Source organism: Picosynechococcus sp. PCC 11901, from assembly GCF_005577135.1.
In the GTDB taxonomy this organism is placed as follows: Bacteria; Cyanobacteriota; Cyanobacteriia; order Cyanobacteriales; family MRBY01; genus MRBY01.
This window is the reverse complement of record NZ_CP040358.1, coordinates 48,720-63,677: the sequence shown is the minus strand read 5'-3', so window position 1 is coordinate 63,677 and position 14,958 is coordinate 48,720. Positions and strand designations below refer to the sequence as shown.

The window sequence follows — 14,958 nt, the reverse complement described above, 5'->3', positions numbered from 1 at the left end:
TTTAATCACCTCAATTAAAATCTCAGCAGCTTTGTCAATTTCTTGCTTGGTTGTAAATTTACCAAGTCCAAGACGTAAGGCTCCATCAATAAAGTCATTTGATAGATTCATTGCTCTCAAAACATGGGATGGGGTGACTGTGCCACTGGAACAGGCTGATCCGGTTGATATAGCTAACTGCTGACGGATACGGGCAATGATGTGCTATTGGGAATCCCTGGAAGAGAGAGATGCAAGTTTCCGGCAAGACGTTGGTGCTGGTTACCATTAACAACAATTTCAGAATAGCTTGGATGAGTTGGGTTTGGAGATAATCTCGTTTGGCGGCGATCGCCTTTTCGTCTGCTTCCATTTCTAACTGTCGTAAATGGCAAGCTTCTCCAAGTCCGACAATCCCAGGGAGATTCAATGTGCCGGGGCGTAATCCTTGCTGCTGTCCTCCACCAAACAGAATGAGTTCAAGGGGGTGATCGGTTTTGCGGATGAGTGCACCGATGCCTTGAGGGGCGTAGAGTTTATGACCAGACATGGCTAACAAAGTAATGCCCCAATCAGCAAAGTTCATGGGAATTTTGCCTATGGCTTGGGATGCATCACAGAAAAAGGTACAGAATATCGTTTGGCGATCGCCCCGATGAGTTCGATGGGGTAAATGGTTCCAACTTCGTTATTGGCTGCCATGATACAGAGCAGGTCTAAACCTTGACGACAAACCCTTTCAATGTCATTGAGATTGAGGTTTGCTTGGGCATCAACGGGCAGACTGATCAGTTCAATGCGTCCCTGTTTTTCTAGGGCATGACAGGTGTCGAGAACAGCTTTATGTTCAACGGCAGAAATGGCAATGCAGGGAATTTTGTCTTTTTTTTCGTGGTGTAAGACCGTGCCTTGGATGGCGAGATTAATGCTCTCCGTTGCGCCGGAGGTGAAGATGATTTCCTTGGGTCGGCAATTAACCAGATCCGCAATCTCTTGTTTGGCTTGGGCTACGGCTTCTCGACTGCGATCGCCTACGACATGATCCACACTGCTGGCATTGCCAAATTGGGTCATCATCGCTGCCATGACTGTTTCGGCAACTCTAGGATCAACCGGGGTTGTGGCGTGATAGTCGAGGTAAATCACGGAACATAAACCCAATTACTAGAAAATCCTTGCTTTTCTGCCAATGTTATCAAAGGCTTAATTGTCGAGTCATAAGCATTAAAAAGCTTTTCCTGATCTAATACATCATCATTAGACATATTCAAATCGCAATATATGGATCAATAGCTTTATTCCATACTTGCTTTGATAAATACTCGTGGTTAGTGATTAATGCTAAATGCTGTAGGCGGACAAACTCAGGAAAATATTTATCTGATGGCAAGTTGTTAGACTTTGAAGAATTAACTGATTGAGTGACAGGAACTAAATTCCAAAGTTGATCATGGGCAACAAAAGACCAAGGTAAATAGTGATCTAAAGATATTTGATTTGGATCAAGAACTTGACCAGAATAAATACATTTTATTGATTGATGCTCGAAAACAGACTTCCAAAATCTTGTTTGCTTAGAGAGCGACCCACGCTGTTGGGGCATGAAAAGCTTATTCATAATATTCGGCGTTGTGGGGTTCCTCGATTGCATATACTGCAACCATTCCCAAGAGGCCCAACCCTTCACCACTGCAAAATTCTCCTCGATGTATTCCGCCCATTGAGAGAACATCAAGCCCTTACAATCTTTCACTAAGTCGGCATCAAAGCTATATAAAGGATTCTGATTTTCTGGATTATTTGCCAGATCTAAAACGGCTTGGTTGACTTCAGTATCTTTTAAACCTTTAGTTTCTGCGGTAAAAAATGGACGAATCAGGCGAAATGGAACATATTTCAACAAATAGCCAATCAAATCATCATAGGTCTGATTTTGGATGGTTTTTCTGAGTAGCTTTTTATCTGGATCATTAAATTTTAAAATAGGTTCGCTAATCACCAAATCCAGAGAATCAAGCTTTTCAGTGATTTTATCTTGGGTTCCAAAGGATAATTTAAAATAAGTATGGGGAAACCAAGCATTAGCTAAGATTTCAACGACTAATTCAACAAAACTAATTGGCGATAAAACATCAAATTTCCTGCGCTTTAAAATATCTAGCAGTGATAGGAAAAAGAGATATTTATAAGAGTTTGTCGTGTTGTTGAAAAGTTGCGCAAGGATCGAAACATTCACCCGTTCAGATGTGGGCAGACTTTTGGCGGAATTCATTAAGGGTCGATTTCGCGTAAAACCCCCCAAGTAGAAATTAACAAAGCTGGCAGCATCGGGATCAAGTTGCTGTAATGCCGTGGTGATTTGGTGGATCGTCTCGCCAGTGGGATCGATCTTCTCGTGGAACCACCGGAAGACAATCGGACGCTCTACACCAAGGCGATCGCCAAACGGTTTTGGCTGATGTCGTGTAACTCTAAAGTCTGTTTTAATGCCTGTCCTGCTTTTCCCATGACCTAATTATCACAGAAAACCCAAAAGTCTAGTGTTATCATATATGCAAACATTTTGGGAGATTATCATGCGTCAATCATTTACCTGTCCATTCTGTAAAATATTGGTGCTTCCAGAGAATAGCCATGTTGCTTGTCGTAAAACTTGCGGCTCTCCAGAATGCCAAGCAAAACTTTATTCTGAACACATTAAGCAGGTAGATCAACGTAAACAAAGGCAAAAAATCCAGAGCTTAAAACAGCAGGGGATCGATTTGGTGACTTGTCAAATTTGCCAAGAAGAATTTGAAATGATTCATCATGGTCATTTAAAAACACATGGCTTGACAGTGGCAAATTATAGAGAAAAATTTCCTGATGCTCCTATTTTGAATTCACGAATTAGGAATATTAAAGCGAAGACAGCAAGGGGGAGATCTCAGTATCTATCCTATAAAGGAAAAAAAGCTGATGCTAGATTATATGAGTTTTTTACAGCTACGCTTTTAGGTGATGGTTCTTTGGAAAAAGCGAAAGGAAAAAAAGAATGCTCGCTATGCAGAAGGTGGTTCAAATAAGCAGTATATGCAGTGGAAAATGATTTTTTGAAAGACTATTTTTCATGTACTTTTCAAGAGCGTCTTTCATCACCTCATAGTAAAACGGGCAAGTCTCATAACGCTTGGTGGTTAAGAACTAAAGTTCATCCAGTCTTAACGGAGTTACATTCACAATGGTATTTGCCAGACAAGCATATATGCAGAGAAATGATTGAGCAATATCTAACTGAATTTGCATTAAGTGTTTGGTTTTATGATGATGGCTGTGCAAGCAGTGGAACATTTTTATATCTGAACGATTTCCCAGAAAGTGATGCTGTTTTCATTTCTGAAATTATTCAATCACGGTTCAAATTGAAAAACTCTTTCTCAAAATAAGAACGATCAATGTTTGATTCGCATTAGTAATTATTCGAGAAAAACTTTATTTATGATTCTCGATCAATACCCTATAACAGGGATGGAATATAAGCGACAAAAGTTATTACAGATGGCAAGCTAAACAAGGCAATTCTGCATCTTCTTCCTCTAATACTGCCTCTAAAGACTCTGCTAGAGGTCGATTAGGGGCAGCTTTCGTTTCTCGCTGCATTGCTTTTTCATGCTTGGCGATAATTTCATCCTTACGGGCTAGCAGTTCCCGAAGTGTCTCTCCTTGAGTCCATGTATAGGTACGCCCATCACTATGGTTTTCCTCATAGGCGATCGCCTGTTCAAAGAGATCCGGATGTTCTTGGGCAAGCATGACCCACTCGTATTTACGTTGGAAGAAGCAGAAAAAACAGCCCGACCGACTCCGCCAACGGTAATGGTCCGGCATTCCGATCCCACTTTCCTCAAGGATGCGGATAATATCAGCCTTCACCAAGCCCCGTTCTTTAAAAGGATAGACGGGCGTAATGTTTGGCTTTGTAGAAATGTAGCCATCACGATTTTCATCAGCGCGAATGCCGATATAACTGACCGCAGGATCTTCACCGACAAACTGCTCAAAAGGCTTGATTTTCATCATGATGGTACACCAGCGCATTTGCGGTGACGGCAACATCCCCCATGAAGATTGAGCCAATGGTCAAAACCCCGATTCGCACTCAGGTAGTGAATTTTGATGCCTAACCGCGCCTTAATCCGGTCAAGGTAATCGTAAGTTTCCTGAAGTTCCTTTGGGTATCACAAAAGAAATACTCCATATCGGGGATTTCCTTGTGAAGCAGTACCGCTAAAGCTGATGAATCCTTGCCCCCAGATAAACCGAGAACGTGACGCACTTTCTGAGACATTTAAACCAACCGCAAACCGTTATCACATACGATAACATCATGAACACAAAACAGATCCTGATCTGTCCATGATTCTGCGGGTTTATCGGCAACAATCATCACCAAAGACTCTAACCATTGGCGATCGCCGACCTCACTATCGAGAACCGCCTTCATAAAGCGTTTCAGGGTCGGTTCAATGCATTGGTTCACGAGATAGCGGCAACGTACTTGAAGATCTTCTCTAAGTTTGGCTTCCTCACTGCGCACCCCAAAGGCTTTAAAAATGAGTTGGCGACTTTCCGTCAACAATGCATCATAGGCTCCGTAAATTTCCCGTAGCACCTGCACCAAACGTCCTTTTAATTCTTTGGCATTGTTCAATTGTTTCTCACTGCGTTTTGTGGTGATGGGTTCTAAGCCCAAAGCTTGTGGTAAGTCTCTAAATAACAATTCATCCGGCTCTACTGTTTGTTGCAAAATTTTCAGAACGGCGATTCCCTCATCACTAATCCGCTTCGTTTGTTTCGTATAACGGGGAAGCTTTTTGACAAATTGATAGAGGGGAGTCACTACCGTTAACAAAGTACTATTCCGCACATCACCAGAGGTCTTAGCATTAGGAGATTTCAGAACACTTTCTAGCTCCTTAAATACCTCAGACCGCAGTCCGGCGATCGCAAAGGATTTCACCGCAAACCGCTCAGGATAACGAATCAGTAACTCGAAATGCTCCACCCCCAAAACTGGGATAAACGTTCCATCTTGGTAAACCCCCACATCATCCATGTGACGCAATAAAACCGCTGCTAACAGCACCGGAACAACCCCTTGTTTCACCCCATAGGGAGGCTGTTCGAGGAGGACATAAAGCTGGTCAAGGGAACGGGCTTTTTCTGTGGACTGGTCACAAAATTCTTCAATCATCTGCCACACTGTCTCTAAGCCAGAATTTTTCACGGGGAGCGACAAATTCCCAATGGTCATCATCAATTGGTTGATGAATACCACTATTTTCCAGAACAGAAGCATACATCGCCACTTCTGGCCTATAGCCCTCTAAACCCAAACAGGGCGATCGCCTTTTTCGATCATGGCAGTGATTAATTCCCGCCGTGCCTTTACCCTTGAGAAGTCAGTTCCCGACGATTAATCAACTCGTTATCAAGGATCATGCTCCGGTCATAAATGCGATCGCAGAGATCCGATAACTTCGATTGAAACGTTCTTACCCGCTGAATCTCGACGGGTTCAGTCATAATCCAGCAGCTATTTTGCCCCTGTGACCAACTCAATGCTTGGGCAATCGCCTCATCAAGTATCCGACCCGCTTCCGTGAGACGGTGCAACACTTCCCGTCGAGCTACCCCATCCGTTTGTAATTTCGGTTCCTTCTTATAAGGGAACCTCGATTAATTGCTTTTTTGACGATTTTTGAGCCTGAAACAACGAGGATACGTTGCCGATCTGGCGAAATTTTGAATTTTTCGAGGTTCCCATAAATCGTTTTTAGGGCGCGATATTCCCGTCCCCGCTTCTGCAACACCTCAAAATCATGGATTTTAATGATGATTAACGGTTTACCTTCCGCTGTTGTTTCCGGAAGATTATCCAGTGGTTCCACATCCAACCAATAGAGAATCAACCCATCAAAGCTGGGGTCAGAGCAAGTTAACTTTTCCCATGCCGTTGTGCCGTCCCATAACGCTGTTCAAAATACCTGAGAGTCCCCGTTTGGTTGTAATGCCGTTGCGCAACAAAGGTTTAAGCGGCGAAACTTCCGTCAATAGTTGCGTTAAAGCAGTGCGTTGTTGCTCCACCAGTTCGGTGATCGCCGCCTCCACATTAAAATCAGATCCCTGCCAAATGCGCAGTTCATCCAATTGCTTACGGTGGGTAATTAAGCCTTTCTTTTTGAGTTTCTCAACTGCCTCTAACCAGACTTGTTTTTCCGTTGCATGGAATCACATAATGCCCAAGCCAGATCCGATGTTGCCCGGAGTTTACCCGTTGCCGTTACCAGATTTAAGACACCGATAGTTTTGAGGAGTTTAATCGTATCCAATGAGCGATCCTTCGCATCCTCAATCAGTCCTTGAATTTCTACCCATCGCTGTAAATTTAACCGCGATGCCAACCCGTAACCGTCTCTACAAAATAGTCATAGAGTTGGTGTAGCTTGAGAGTGGGTAAAGTTTGAGATTCAATGTTTGTTCCCAGAAAATGCTTAAAAGAATTTGGCTCATCACTGGTTAAAAACGTAAACAAAGACCGATCATTCTGGGCATAGCGAGTGCAAAGCATCGGCAAAACCAGGGCAGTTAATGGATGTAAAGGATAAATTTGCTTCCTTTTCCCTTTCCAATTCGCATTCTATTGACACAGCCTCGATTGGTTCAGCTTTTGTCCGGTCAATCACCTGACCAATTAAGCGAGTCATCTGGTTTGGGGATTCGGAGAAAGGAATATCTTCAAAACGACCTTGGATTTTATTCCATTCATTCTGTTCTGTCACCGAGAGGCGATCGCTATAGCCTCCAAAAGATTGATGGAGTAACCCAATAAAATAAACCTGATGCTCCCCTTTTAATTCAAGCTCGGCAATTTGTTGCAGTAAATATAAATCTTCTTGCCCTTGGTGACGTGCTGCATATTCTAGATTTTTGCCCAACTCATCAACAACTAATAAAATATGCGTCTTAGCTAATTGTGTTAGTTCTTTTAGAGCATCTAAAATGGTTTTGGTTTTAATTTTAACACCACTATATTCTGCTTCATAACGCTCATCTACCAAGCGCATAAAAAAGTCAGATTTACGTTGTTTTTTTGATAGGAAACGTTCTGCCCCATCCGTCAAAGCACGGGCTAAAGTCAATGTTAAGGATTCCTGTTGCCTGTTGCCACTGCATTTAGTAAACCCTTTTCTGGAAGTTCGCAATCGCCTCTAATTCAGGACTATTCTCAGGCAAAAATAACGGCAATATCCAATGTACTTGATGAGCCTTGTTTTTTTGACCAGAACATAAACTCGTTAAGTAATGAACAAACGCAGATTTTCCTGTGCATACACCCGTAATGTCCATGCCGATTTGTCTTAGTTTCAGAAAAAGCAGGCAAAATCCTAGCTAAAGTTGCCGCCGACCGTTCCGTTAAAACATAGCCCTCTACAGCGTCAGCCCGATGTAAATCACGCTCTAAATTGACAGAACGATGATAACGACGGTGAATTTCAAAATATTGAGTTAGAGTTACAGTCACGACAATTTCTCAAGGATAAAAACTAAATTATTGAGCAGTGTAATAATTTTCTAAAATGTTTCAGCTAAAACTAAAGGTTCGTCTGTATTAAAGCTAAGCTGTAACTTGCCAGCAGCATCCTCTAATTTCAGCATGTCATATTTTTTGGCTAATATTTTCAATGGCAGCACAGAGCGCACTCTCAGTTAATTTAAATACTTTACCTGGACTGCCTTGATCATATAACAAACTGCCGAGAGGAATCGTTCGTGCTGACTCTTCACTTGGTAAGCAAAAATGTAACGCTGCATAGAGGATTATTTCAGGCACTAAAGAGGGTTTATAGCCAACGCGAAAGTGTAGTGGCGATTATCTCCTGTGGGATAATTAGCCGAGTTCAACAAAGGACAATCTAAAGAGTCTTCTGCGACAGATATTTTATGACTTGATTGTTTGGCATACATTCTGAGTAAACAACTCGCATCTTTTTTGAGGAAGATAACGCTGTTTTACTAGATAGAGATCGCCGAAGTCTTCTAACTCCTCTAATAGTTTCCGATCCGTAAATTCCGCCCGGTTGAGAACATTAAACACAAAATACCAAGTCGTTGCTTCACAGGGAGCCTCAAGCAGCTTCCAGTGGAGCAGCCATAGGGATGCAGGATTTCTAGATAGGTATCCCAACCGCGATCGCCAAGTAGTTTTTCACCAAATGTAGTCGGTTGAATCATCCTCCAGAAGTTTGAAAGCACTGCACCAATAACGGATGGAGCGCACATATTTTCCCCACCCAATGCACCGGAGCATCCTCATCAAGAAAATATGGGAATTTTGTTTTGCCGATCAAAACCTTTCTTAAGCCAACCAAAACGAGGATGAAAAGTTTCATGTCTTGCAAAGATTAGTTTCTGAGGCTGTGGACAATGCCCAAGCTTATTTGTAGCGCCATAAGGTTTTTAGAATGAATGCGTTTATCATACCCTTCTGATGGAAATTCCAGGAAATGTTACTTCCAGTTTGACTAGGACTCAGGCATTGATTATACTCCTACAATTTCAAGAATCTTGATTCTTTAATCTTGATTCAAGATTCTGAGTTGAGCCTGGATGTTTCAGGAGAATCAATATCCTGCCAGTCTAAAGGCATCGCCTTAAACATTCCAATGCTGCTGTACCAAATTTCTTAGGAATTTTGCTCCCGTGAAGTCGTTTACCTTGTTTGACTAGATCATCCAGCAATCATTCACCTCAATCGGCAGGCGCAAATTAACCTTCTCTTTTTCCTCACTTCCAAGAATCTTGATTCTTGATCTTGATTTGACTTACTAGAAGCTTGCGGGGAGTTGGTTTTACCTCTGGAGTATCCTCAGTTGTCTTAGTGAAAATGCTTTGGGAAGAGGTACTGGGGAGAGGGGATTTTTACCGAGGCAGAACCCTTTTTACCTAGTGCCATTGCTTAACCTCTTGGTGAAATCTTGATAGGCGATCGCCCTTTTCCTGTGGGGTCATAATCAAAAATTGATTGGGAGTGGCTGGGTGCTTCCCGCAGTTTAACCGTCTCTGGAATTAACGTTTTAAAGACTGCATCACCAAAATGCTCTGAAAGAGAAGCCAAAACTTCCTTGCTGAGGTTATTGCGAGCATCAAACGAGTCGCTAAGACTCCAGTCACTTGAATAGATGATCCAATGCAGAACGGATCAGTTCTAAGGCTCTCTCAATGGCACTAATCCCCAACAAACCCAGATAGCTCATATCCACCGGAATAATCACACCCTCACTCGCCATCAGTGCATTAATCGAGAAGACCCCAATATTCGGCGGACAATCAATCAGCACATAGTCATAATCATCCTCAATTTGGGTGATCGCCTTCCGTAATACAGCTCACGACCCGGCAACCCAGAGATCGAATCTCCTCTTCTGCCATGAGGATATTGGAGGGAACCACATCTAAATTTTCTTCAATGGCGATCGCCACATCAGGAATAGTCGCATTACGCCGGAGCACATCCTTAAGCTGCTGATCCAATTCCAAATCTCAACACCGAGGGAAGCCGATGCATTCCCTTGAGGATCAATATCAATTAATAAAACCGTTGCTTATGGAATCGAGCTAAGCCAACGCCAAATTATAAGTTGTGGTTGATTTGCCGACTCCTCCCTTCATATTGAAATAGACAATTTAATGGTCATAGCCATAAAAGCAAGATTATTCATTCAATAATATTGAATCAAGATTAAAGAATCAAGAATCTTGAAAATTATTCATGAGGGCGATTTCTAAGTTTCCATAAGTCATAAATTCAAGCGATCGCCTATTCTTCCGAAAATATATTCTCTAAATTCCGATAGCCACTAACACCCGCACAATCTTGATACTGTCGTCACTCACTTGATAAAAAACGACATAGCCCATCACCAATAAACCCCGAAGATTAGGCCGAAGGTAATCATAGGATTTGCCGATGTAGGGAAACCGTGCCAAATACTGACATTTCTGACCAAAGTTTTTACGAAGCGATCGCGAGTTATGTTTATTTCTGGTGTATGGAGGAGAGGAAAGAAAAAGCGTATCCTGCTGAATTAAGCAAAAACCAACAAGGATACACCCATGGATAAAGATAGTCTGATTTCGTTACCATCACCAGAAGCAACAGGAACTTTCCAAGACACATTAACGGAAATCCTACGTAAAGGTGCCTGTCAACTCATCGCCCAAGCAGTAGAAGAAGAGTTACAAAATTTTCTAGCTCAGTACAAAGACCAACGAGACAAACAGGGACGAAAAATGGTGGTACGCAATGCTATTTGCCAGAACGCTCAGTCATCACAGGTATCGGAGAAGTCCAGTAAAAGTACCAAAGGTACGAGACCGCAGCGGCAGCGGCATAAAATTCAATTCCTTGCTGCTGCCACCCTACCTAAAACGCAGCAAGAGCACAGAGGAGTTACTGCATGGCTATATCTAAAGGGCATCTCAACAGGAGATTTCCAAGAAGCCCTAGGGTCATTACTGGGAGAGGAAGCAAGTGGATTGTCTCCAGCAACGATTAGTCGCCTGAAGCAGAAATGGGTCGGGAGCATCAAGCCTGGCAACAGCGTTCCTTGCAACAAAAGCGCTATGTGTATGTGTGGGCAGATGGGATTTATTTCAACATCCGCGCCGAAGAAAGACAATGCATTCTGGTGCTCATCGGTGTGACGGAAAACGGCGAGAAAGAATTGCTAGCCCTAGCGGCAGGATATCGTGAATCGGCATTGAGCTGGAAACCCTGCTGCTGAGCCTCAAACAGCGCGGCTTGGCCATCGCTCCAGAACTGGCCATTGGCGATGGTTCTCTGGGATTCTGGAATGCCTTGGCTCAGGTTTATCCCGAGACCCGCAAACAACGATGTTGGGTACACAAAACGGCAAATATCCTCGATAAATTACCCAAGAAACAACAAATGGAAGCGAAGGAGGGCATTTGGCAGATTTATCGCGCTGGGACTAAAGCCGATGCTCTACAAGCCTATGAGCGTTTTATCCAAACCTATGAAGCCAAATATCCAGAAGCGACAAAATGTCTGGAAAAAGACCGCGATAGTCTGTTTACCTTCTTTGATTTTCCAGCACCCATTGGCAGCATATTCGCAGTACCAATCCCATTGAATCGACTTTTGCGACCGTGAGATTGAGAACCGATAAAACCAGAGGATGTGTTTCCAAGGCAACGATTCTGGCCTTGGTATTCAAACTAATGCAGAGTGCTCAGAAACGGTGGTTGCGCATTCGAGGCTTCAAATATCTTGCCGATGTCATTGAAGGAGTTCCATTTAAAGATGGATTGAAAGTTCAAAAAACACCCCATCATCTCAACAACAGGATGCCGCTTAATTCTTTCTCATACACCAGATTTGACAATAGCCAGCGATCGCCTGCCTCGATACTTTGGCCAAGGAAATAATCCGAAATCTCTTGAAGATCCTTGCTAGCAGATAGCGTAATACGCAGTTGTCTCATGCAGACTCAGCCCGAGCCAGATCAACTTTATTTTGGAGCTGTGCCATGACCATATCAAAACCAATGACCTGACCAACCTCAATATCCTGAAGCCCTTCATCAACTTTGAGGCGAGTCTCCTCCAGCCATGCCAAATAATCTGGATCAAGGTCTGAATTTTGCTCAGTGACCTGCTCTGCCAACAAAACTAATGCCGCATCAATGGTTTCCTCAAGGGAAGTATATTGACCTTGACGAGCTAAAGATTCCAGAATTCTACTTTGCTGTGTACTGAGGGTGATTTGCATAACATTTAGGCGTTCCAGCGGTGTTCTCTCAAGATAACCCATAGATTTCTGGAAGGACAGATGCTAAAGCCAGAAAGAATTCAATAATCTTGAATCAAGAGTCTTGAAAATTATTCATGGAGGCGATCGCCGCCCAGTGTTTCTGCTGCACAAAAACCATCAGAATCAGCCATAGTCCTCTGGTTTAAGTTCAGGGGACAGGAAATATCGTGTCGTCCGCGCGATCGCCGATGACGGTTGTCTTTCGTTATTGAAAAGCCGCATACTGCCGCTTTACCTGTCCCCATTCAGGTTATTGCCTTGCGATCGCCCACTGCCCAACAAACCTTATCCTGCTGTCCCAGAGAGCCCTGTTCCCAAAGGTTACTTGCCGCCAACGAAACAGTTACTTGTCAAACCCCAAACAACCACTTGTCGGTGTAGGCGGAGCGACAGGCTAGAAATAAGGATGTCGCTGATCGCTCCGTAACTACGCTTCCTTAGCCGCGAAAAGGCATTTTAGCAACACCAGTCCGCCGGAGTCGGTTAGCCCGTGTCTTCTTACGTTGGCCTCCTACGTCGGCGATCATTGGCTGTCGGGCAGTTTTTATACGTTGGGGCCTAAGCAAGCTACGTCCCTAACCCGGCGTTTGTGGCGTGCTTTTTTTGTTTCTTGGGCGGCACGTCGCTAGTGGAGAGAGAAAGAGGTGGGTTGGAGGGGGTAGGGGTGTTCGGTGCAGCGTGTTTTTTTGTCCTTTTGTGTGTTGTCTAGGTGCGGGTTGTCTGTGGACTTCGGCGAGCTCAGTCGAGCCGTTCCTGTCTGGCTGCTTTTTTCGCCTGGGGGCTATTGGTTTGTGCCGTTGCCCCCTGCCGCTCGTGGGCCTTGCGGCCCTGCGGGTTTAGATCAGAGTTAGCTGTCTTTGTTCTGCCCAGCTCGGCACTTGGCTACCGTCGAGAGGGTAGATTGTCACCTTTAGCCCTTTTTTGATTGCATAGGCGATCGTTCCCAGGTTCCCGACCGTGCCCGCTGAAGGGTTTTGTAGGGGTGCAGGTTTCCGGGCAGGGTTTGTTAGGGAAGGCGATCAGCTCAGTTGCATCGTTGATCATCCGCTGACTTCTGGCGGCGAACTGCCATCTTTTCCGGCCTTCCACATGGTAGATGGTGAGATCTGTTTTTTCTGCGTAGTGTTCTGCTACTAGGGCGTCTAGTCCTTTAGCGTCTCCTACTCCGACCGCTGGAGGGTTTGCGGGGAGGAGGTTTAGCACTTGTTTGATTTCTTGCGGTGTGAGTTTTCTAGGCCGCTGAATGCGAGCATAGCTTGTTCTCTCTCTTTACTAGCTACCTCTATATTTTACCTTGTTAACTAGGTATATTGACTGCTTTATATATTAGCTTTTCTTATGGGTTGTTCGGGTATTTTGGCTTGTTAACAAGGTAATTTGCGGCTATAATAGGAGCAGGCAAGGAGGAAAGTACCAGTTTCCAACCTCGCCCTAACAACCACAACTAAGGACATTTAGTTATGACCGCTTTAGATATTTTACGGCAGCTATCGGAGATGGCTGACCGGACGGCCTATAGCACTACAATTGGCCGCTACCAGTTCGAGACTCAAGATTTAGAAGTGCCCTATGGTGCTTGGGTTTGTTGGAACACCCGTTATCGTTTCAGCTTTACGGCTGTTGTTCCTGGCTTAGGCGAGATTTGCGCTGAGTCTGATATGGAATTTACCCAACCTTTAACCAACGCAGACATCGATCAGCAGTGGGAAAAATTAGCCTGGGATGCCGTTTATTTTGAGGCACACAGTTTGGAAATTAAATATCCCTGCTGTGACTTCTTCCCTCTTGGTTGCCTTACTAGGGGAGAGATTCATGATGAGAACGTTTTATCCACCGCTTTATTACTACATTCTCAAGTCTCCCTACTCAGGCACTTGTTTTGTTTCTCGCTTATCGGCCTATTGGCTTGCGGAACAGGTGGCTGATGGGTGGCAGGTGATCGCTAGTTATCCCACCTTGCAGGAAGCGCAAGAGCACTTATTGAGCTTGCCCAAGGGACGCGGAATCATTAGCGCCTAACTCTACTGCCTAGCCCTCTTTTGGAGGGTTGGGAGAGTTTCCCCCACCTTGTTTAATCTTTTCAGGAATTTAAAAATTATGTTGACTCTAACCGATACCCCTCGGATTTATGTCGCTTGCCTTGCGGCCTACAATAACGGTTTTTTACATGGGACTTGGATTGATGCTGACCAAGATGCTGATGATATCCAAGAGGCAGTAGAAGAAATGCTCAAGACTTCCCCAGCCTGGAAGCTTGGCGACATTTGCGAGGAATGGGCGATCCACGACTATGAAGGATTTGGCGACATCCAGATCAGCGAATGGGAAGATTTCGAGACTGTGGCCGCTTTAGGAGAGGCGATCGCCAACCATGGCCCTGCCTTTGCTGCTTTTTATAGCGACAATCAGTATGGTGACGTTGCCTCAACGGTTGAAGCTTTCGAGGATGCTTACCAGGGTATTTACGAAGACAAAGAAGACTTTGTTTATTCCCAGCTTGAAGACCTTGGCACCCTCGATGCTTGGAAAAGGCAGGCATGATGACCTGCTACATCGACTTTAAGGCGATCGCCCGTGACTGGTTCATTTGTGACTACTTCTCAGAACCGACATCCAAAGGTCAAGTTTACGTTTTCGCCTACCTATAACCATCACCCCCAAAACCTAGCCCTCCTTGGGGAGGGTTGGGAGGGGTCATATTCACTTCTCAGGAATCACAACGATGAAATATCAAGACTGGCTTAATTTATTGACAACCCTTGAAACCGCCAACAAGCATCTGTATCCCTTGACCCTAGATATTGAAGCAACTATCGACAGCGACATTGTAAAAGTGATTTTTACAGCCCCAACGGAAAACGCCAGACAGATTACTTCCCAGCCTGTGAAGCTGTGGCGATCACCCAAGAAGTCGCCAACGGGAATCTATTCACAATCATTTGGGACTGGATGGAGTATGGCGCACTCCCACGGGAACAAACTCAAGCACACCTGAACGAACTCCATGCCGAAGATGAACCGAACCGCGCCTGTGATGAAGCCTATCTGATGGCTTATGAGTAACACCCATGCCCTCCTATTAATCCTTAGCCTGCCCTAGCAGG

The 14,958-nt window shown here is 44.3% G+C and carries 21 protein-coding genes and 4 pseudogenes; 6 read left to right on the top strand and 19 right to left on the bottom strand.

The annotated features are described in order from the left end of the window. Together FEK30_RS01105 and FEK30_RS01100 are read right to left on the bottom strand one after the other, a co-directional pair. A pseudogene (locus tag FEK30_RS01105) lies at positions 1 to 1,125 on the bottom strand (cysteine desulfurase family protein); the annotation flags it as partial. Further along, positions 1,122 to 2,487 (bottom strand): annotated as a pseudogene (locus tag FEK30_RS01100) (HNH endonuclease domain-containing protein). The pseudogenes FEK30_RS01100 and FEK30_RS01105, both read right to left, overlap by 4 nt. 68 nt (positions 2,488 to 2,555) lie before the next feature. Between FEK30_RS01100 and FEK30_RS17030 the strand changes: the two are divergent. Both FEK30_RS17030 and FEK30_RS17025 read left to right on the top strand, forming a co-directional pair. Further along, entirely contained in the window at positions 2,556 to 3,044 is a 489-nt protein-coding gene (locus FEK30_RS17030) for a Ros/MucR family transcriptional regulator (RefSeq protein ID WP_255447829.1), read from the top strand. 27 nt (positions 3,045 to 3,071) lie between these two features. Then, complete coding sequence (locus FEK30_RS17025; protein ID WP_255447828.1) at positions 3,072 to 3,404, top strand: hypothetical protein; 333 nt, start codon at positions 3,072 to 3,074, stop codon at positions 3,402 to 3,404. 106 nt (positions 3,405 to 3,510) lie between these two features. On the opposite strand, the pseudogene FEK30_RS01085 reads toward FEK30_RS17025, so the two are convergent. The 15 genes and pseudogenes from FEK30_RS01085 to FEK30_RS01045 all read right to left on the bottom strand — a co-directional run bounded on the left by FEK30_RS01085 (position 3,511) and on the right by FEK30_RS01045 (position 10,107). Beyond that, positions 3,511 to 4,306 (bottom strand): annotated as a pseudogene (locus tag FEK30_RS01085) (phosphoadenosine phosphosulfate reductase family protein). Next, positions 4,307 to 5,317 carry a hypothetical protein gene (locus FEK30_RS01080; protein ID WP_168191100.1) on the bottom strand — a complete coding sequence of 337 codons (1,011 nt, stop codon included), beginning with the start codon at positions 5,315 to 5,317 and terminating at the stop codon, positions 4,307 to 4,309. It lies immediately after the preceding pseudogene. A gap of 89 nt (positions 5,318 to 5,406) precedes the next feature. After that, positions 5,407 to 5,637, bottom strand: coding sequence for a hypothetical protein (locus FEK30_RS01075; protein ID WP_138071246.1), 231 nt, complete (start codon positions 5,635 to 5,637; stop codon positions 5,407 to 5,409). An 11-nt stretch (positions 5,638 to 5,648) separates the two neighbouring features. After that, entirely contained in the window at positions 5,649 to 5,909 is a 261-nt protein-coding gene (locus tag FEK30_RS16680) for a hypothetical protein (protein WP_168191091.1), read from the bottom strand. A 37-nt stretch (positions 5,910 to 5,946) separates the two neighbouring features. Then, the gene (locus FEK30_RS16865; RefSeq protein ID WP_181445655.1) at positions 5,947 to 6,168 is read right to left on the bottom strand and encodes a hypothetical protein; all 222 of its coding nucleotides are present in this window, start codon (positions 6,166 to 6,168) and stop codon (positions 5,947 to 5,949) included. A 50-nt stretch (positions 6,169 to 6,218) separates the two neighbouring features. Beyond that, on the bottom strand, positions 6,219 to 6,422 hold the full coding sequence (locus FEK30_RS16860) for a hypothetical protein (RefSeq protein WP_181445654.1): 204 nt from the start codon (positions 6,420 to 6,422) through the stop codon (positions 6,219 to 6,221). 138 nt (positions 6,423 to 6,560) lie between these two features. After that, a complete protein-coding gene (locus FEK30_RS16855) occupies positions 6,561 to 7,160 on the bottom strand; it encodes a hypothetical protein (RefSeq protein ID WP_181445653.1) in 600 nt (199 codons plus the stop codon). An 86-nt stretch (positions 7,161 to 7,246) separates the two neighbouring features. Then, entirely contained in the window at positions 7,247 to 7,543 is a 297-nt protein-coding gene (locus tag FEK30_RS16850) for a hypothetical protein (protein WP_181445652.1), read from the bottom strand. Between the two features lie 135 nt (positions 7,544 to 7,678). After that, on the bottom strand, positions 7,679 to 7,852 hold the full coding sequence (locus FEK30_RS01065; protein ID WP_138071244.1) for a DUF4007 family protein: 174 nt from the start codon (positions 7,850 to 7,852) through the stop codon (positions 7,679 to 7,681). 108 nt (positions 7,853 to 7,960) lie between these two features. Then, positions 7,961 to 8,206 (bottom strand): DUF4007 family protein, encoded by a 246-nt coding sequence (locus tag FEK30_RS01060; RefSeq protein WP_138071242.1) that lies wholly within the window; start codon positions 8,204 to 8,206, stop codon positions 7,961 to 7,963. Between the two features lie 128 nt (positions 8,207 to 8,334). Continuing rightward, positions 8,335 to 8,424 (bottom strand): DUF4007 family protein, encoded by a 90-nt coding sequence (locus tag FEK30_RS17020; RefSeq protein ID WP_255447833.1) that lies wholly within the window; start codon positions 8,422 to 8,424, stop codon positions 8,335 to 8,337. A 553-nt stretch (positions 8,425 to 8,977) separates the two neighbouring features. Further along, positions 8,978 to 9,136: a ParA family protein gene (locus FEK30_RS17015; RefSeq protein WP_255447827.1), complete on the bottom strand. Its 159-nt coding sequence runs from the start codon at positions 9,134 to 9,136 to the stop codon at positions 8,978 to 8,980. 52 nt (positions 9,137 to 9,188) lie between these two features. Further along, the gene (locus tag FEK30_RS17010) at positions 9,189 to 9,359 is read right to left on the bottom strand and encodes a ParA family protein (protein ID WP_255447826.1); all 171 of its coding nucleotides are present in this window, start codon (positions 9,357 to 9,359) and stop codon (positions 9,189 to 9,191) included. 16 nt (positions 9,360 to 9,375) lie between these two features. After that, positions 9,376 to 9,552: a hypothetical protein gene (locus FEK30_RS17005; RefSeq protein WP_255447825.1), complete on the bottom strand. Its 177-nt coding sequence runs from the start codon at positions 9,550 to 9,552 to the stop codon at positions 9,376 to 9,378. A gap of 309 nt (positions 9,553 to 9,861) precedes the next feature. Next, positions 9,862 to 10,107: a type II toxin-antitoxin system RelE/ParE family toxin gene (locus tag FEK30_RS01045; protein WP_255447832.1), complete on the bottom strand. Its 246-nt coding sequence runs from the start codon at positions 10,105 to 10,107 to the stop codon at positions 9,862 to 9,864. Between the two features lie 27 nt (positions 10,108 to 10,134). Between FEK30_RS01045 and FEK30_RS01040 the strand changes: the two are divergent. Beyond that, positions 10,135 to 11,358, top strand: a pseudogene (locus FEK30_RS01040) (IS256 family transposase); the annotation flags it as partial. Between the two features lie 14 nt (positions 11,359 to 11,372). Here the strand turns inward: FEK30_RS01040 and FEK30_RS16675 are convergent. After that, on the bottom strand, positions 11,373 to 11,525 hold the full coding sequence (locus FEK30_RS16675; RefSeq protein WP_168191090.1) for a hypothetical protein: 153 nt from the start codon (positions 11,523 to 11,525) through the stop codon (positions 11,373 to 11,375). Further along, positions 11,522 to 11,854, bottom strand: coding sequence for a hypothetical protein (locus FEK30_RS01035; protein ID WP_138071205.1), 333 nt, complete (start codon positions 11,852 to 11,854; stop codon positions 11,522 to 11,524). The genes FEK30_RS16675 and FEK30_RS01035 overlap by 4 nt, the downstream gene beginning before the upstream one ends. A 1,460-nt stretch (positions 11,855 to 13,314) precedes the next feature. Between FEK30_RS01035 and FEK30_RS01030 the strand changes: the two genes are divergently transcribed. The 3 genes from FEK30_RS01030 to FEK30_RS16670 all read left to right on the top strand — a co-directional run bounded on the left by FEK30_RS01030 (position 13,315) and on the right by FEK30_RS16670 (position 14,917). Next, positions 13,315 to 13,779, top strand: a complete 465-nt coding sequence (locus FEK30_RS01030; protein WP_138071238.1) for a hypothetical protein — start codon at positions 13,315 to 13,317, stop codon at positions 13,777 to 13,779. Positions 13,780 to 13,951: 172 nt separating this feature from the next. After that, complete coding sequence (locus FEK30_RS01025; protein WP_255447824.1) at positions 13,952 to 14,395, top strand: antirestriction protein ArdA; 444 nt, start codon at positions 13,952 to 13,954, stop codon at positions 14,393 to 14,395. A 351-nt stretch (positions 14,396 to 14,746) separates the two neighbouring features. Beyond that, positions 14,747 to 14,917, top strand: a complete 171-nt coding sequence (locus FEK30_RS16670; RefSeq protein ID WP_168191099.1) for a hypothetical protein — start codon at positions 14,747 to 14,749, stop codon at positions 14,915 to 14,917. Positions 14,918 to 14,958 lie beyond the last annotated feature (41 nt).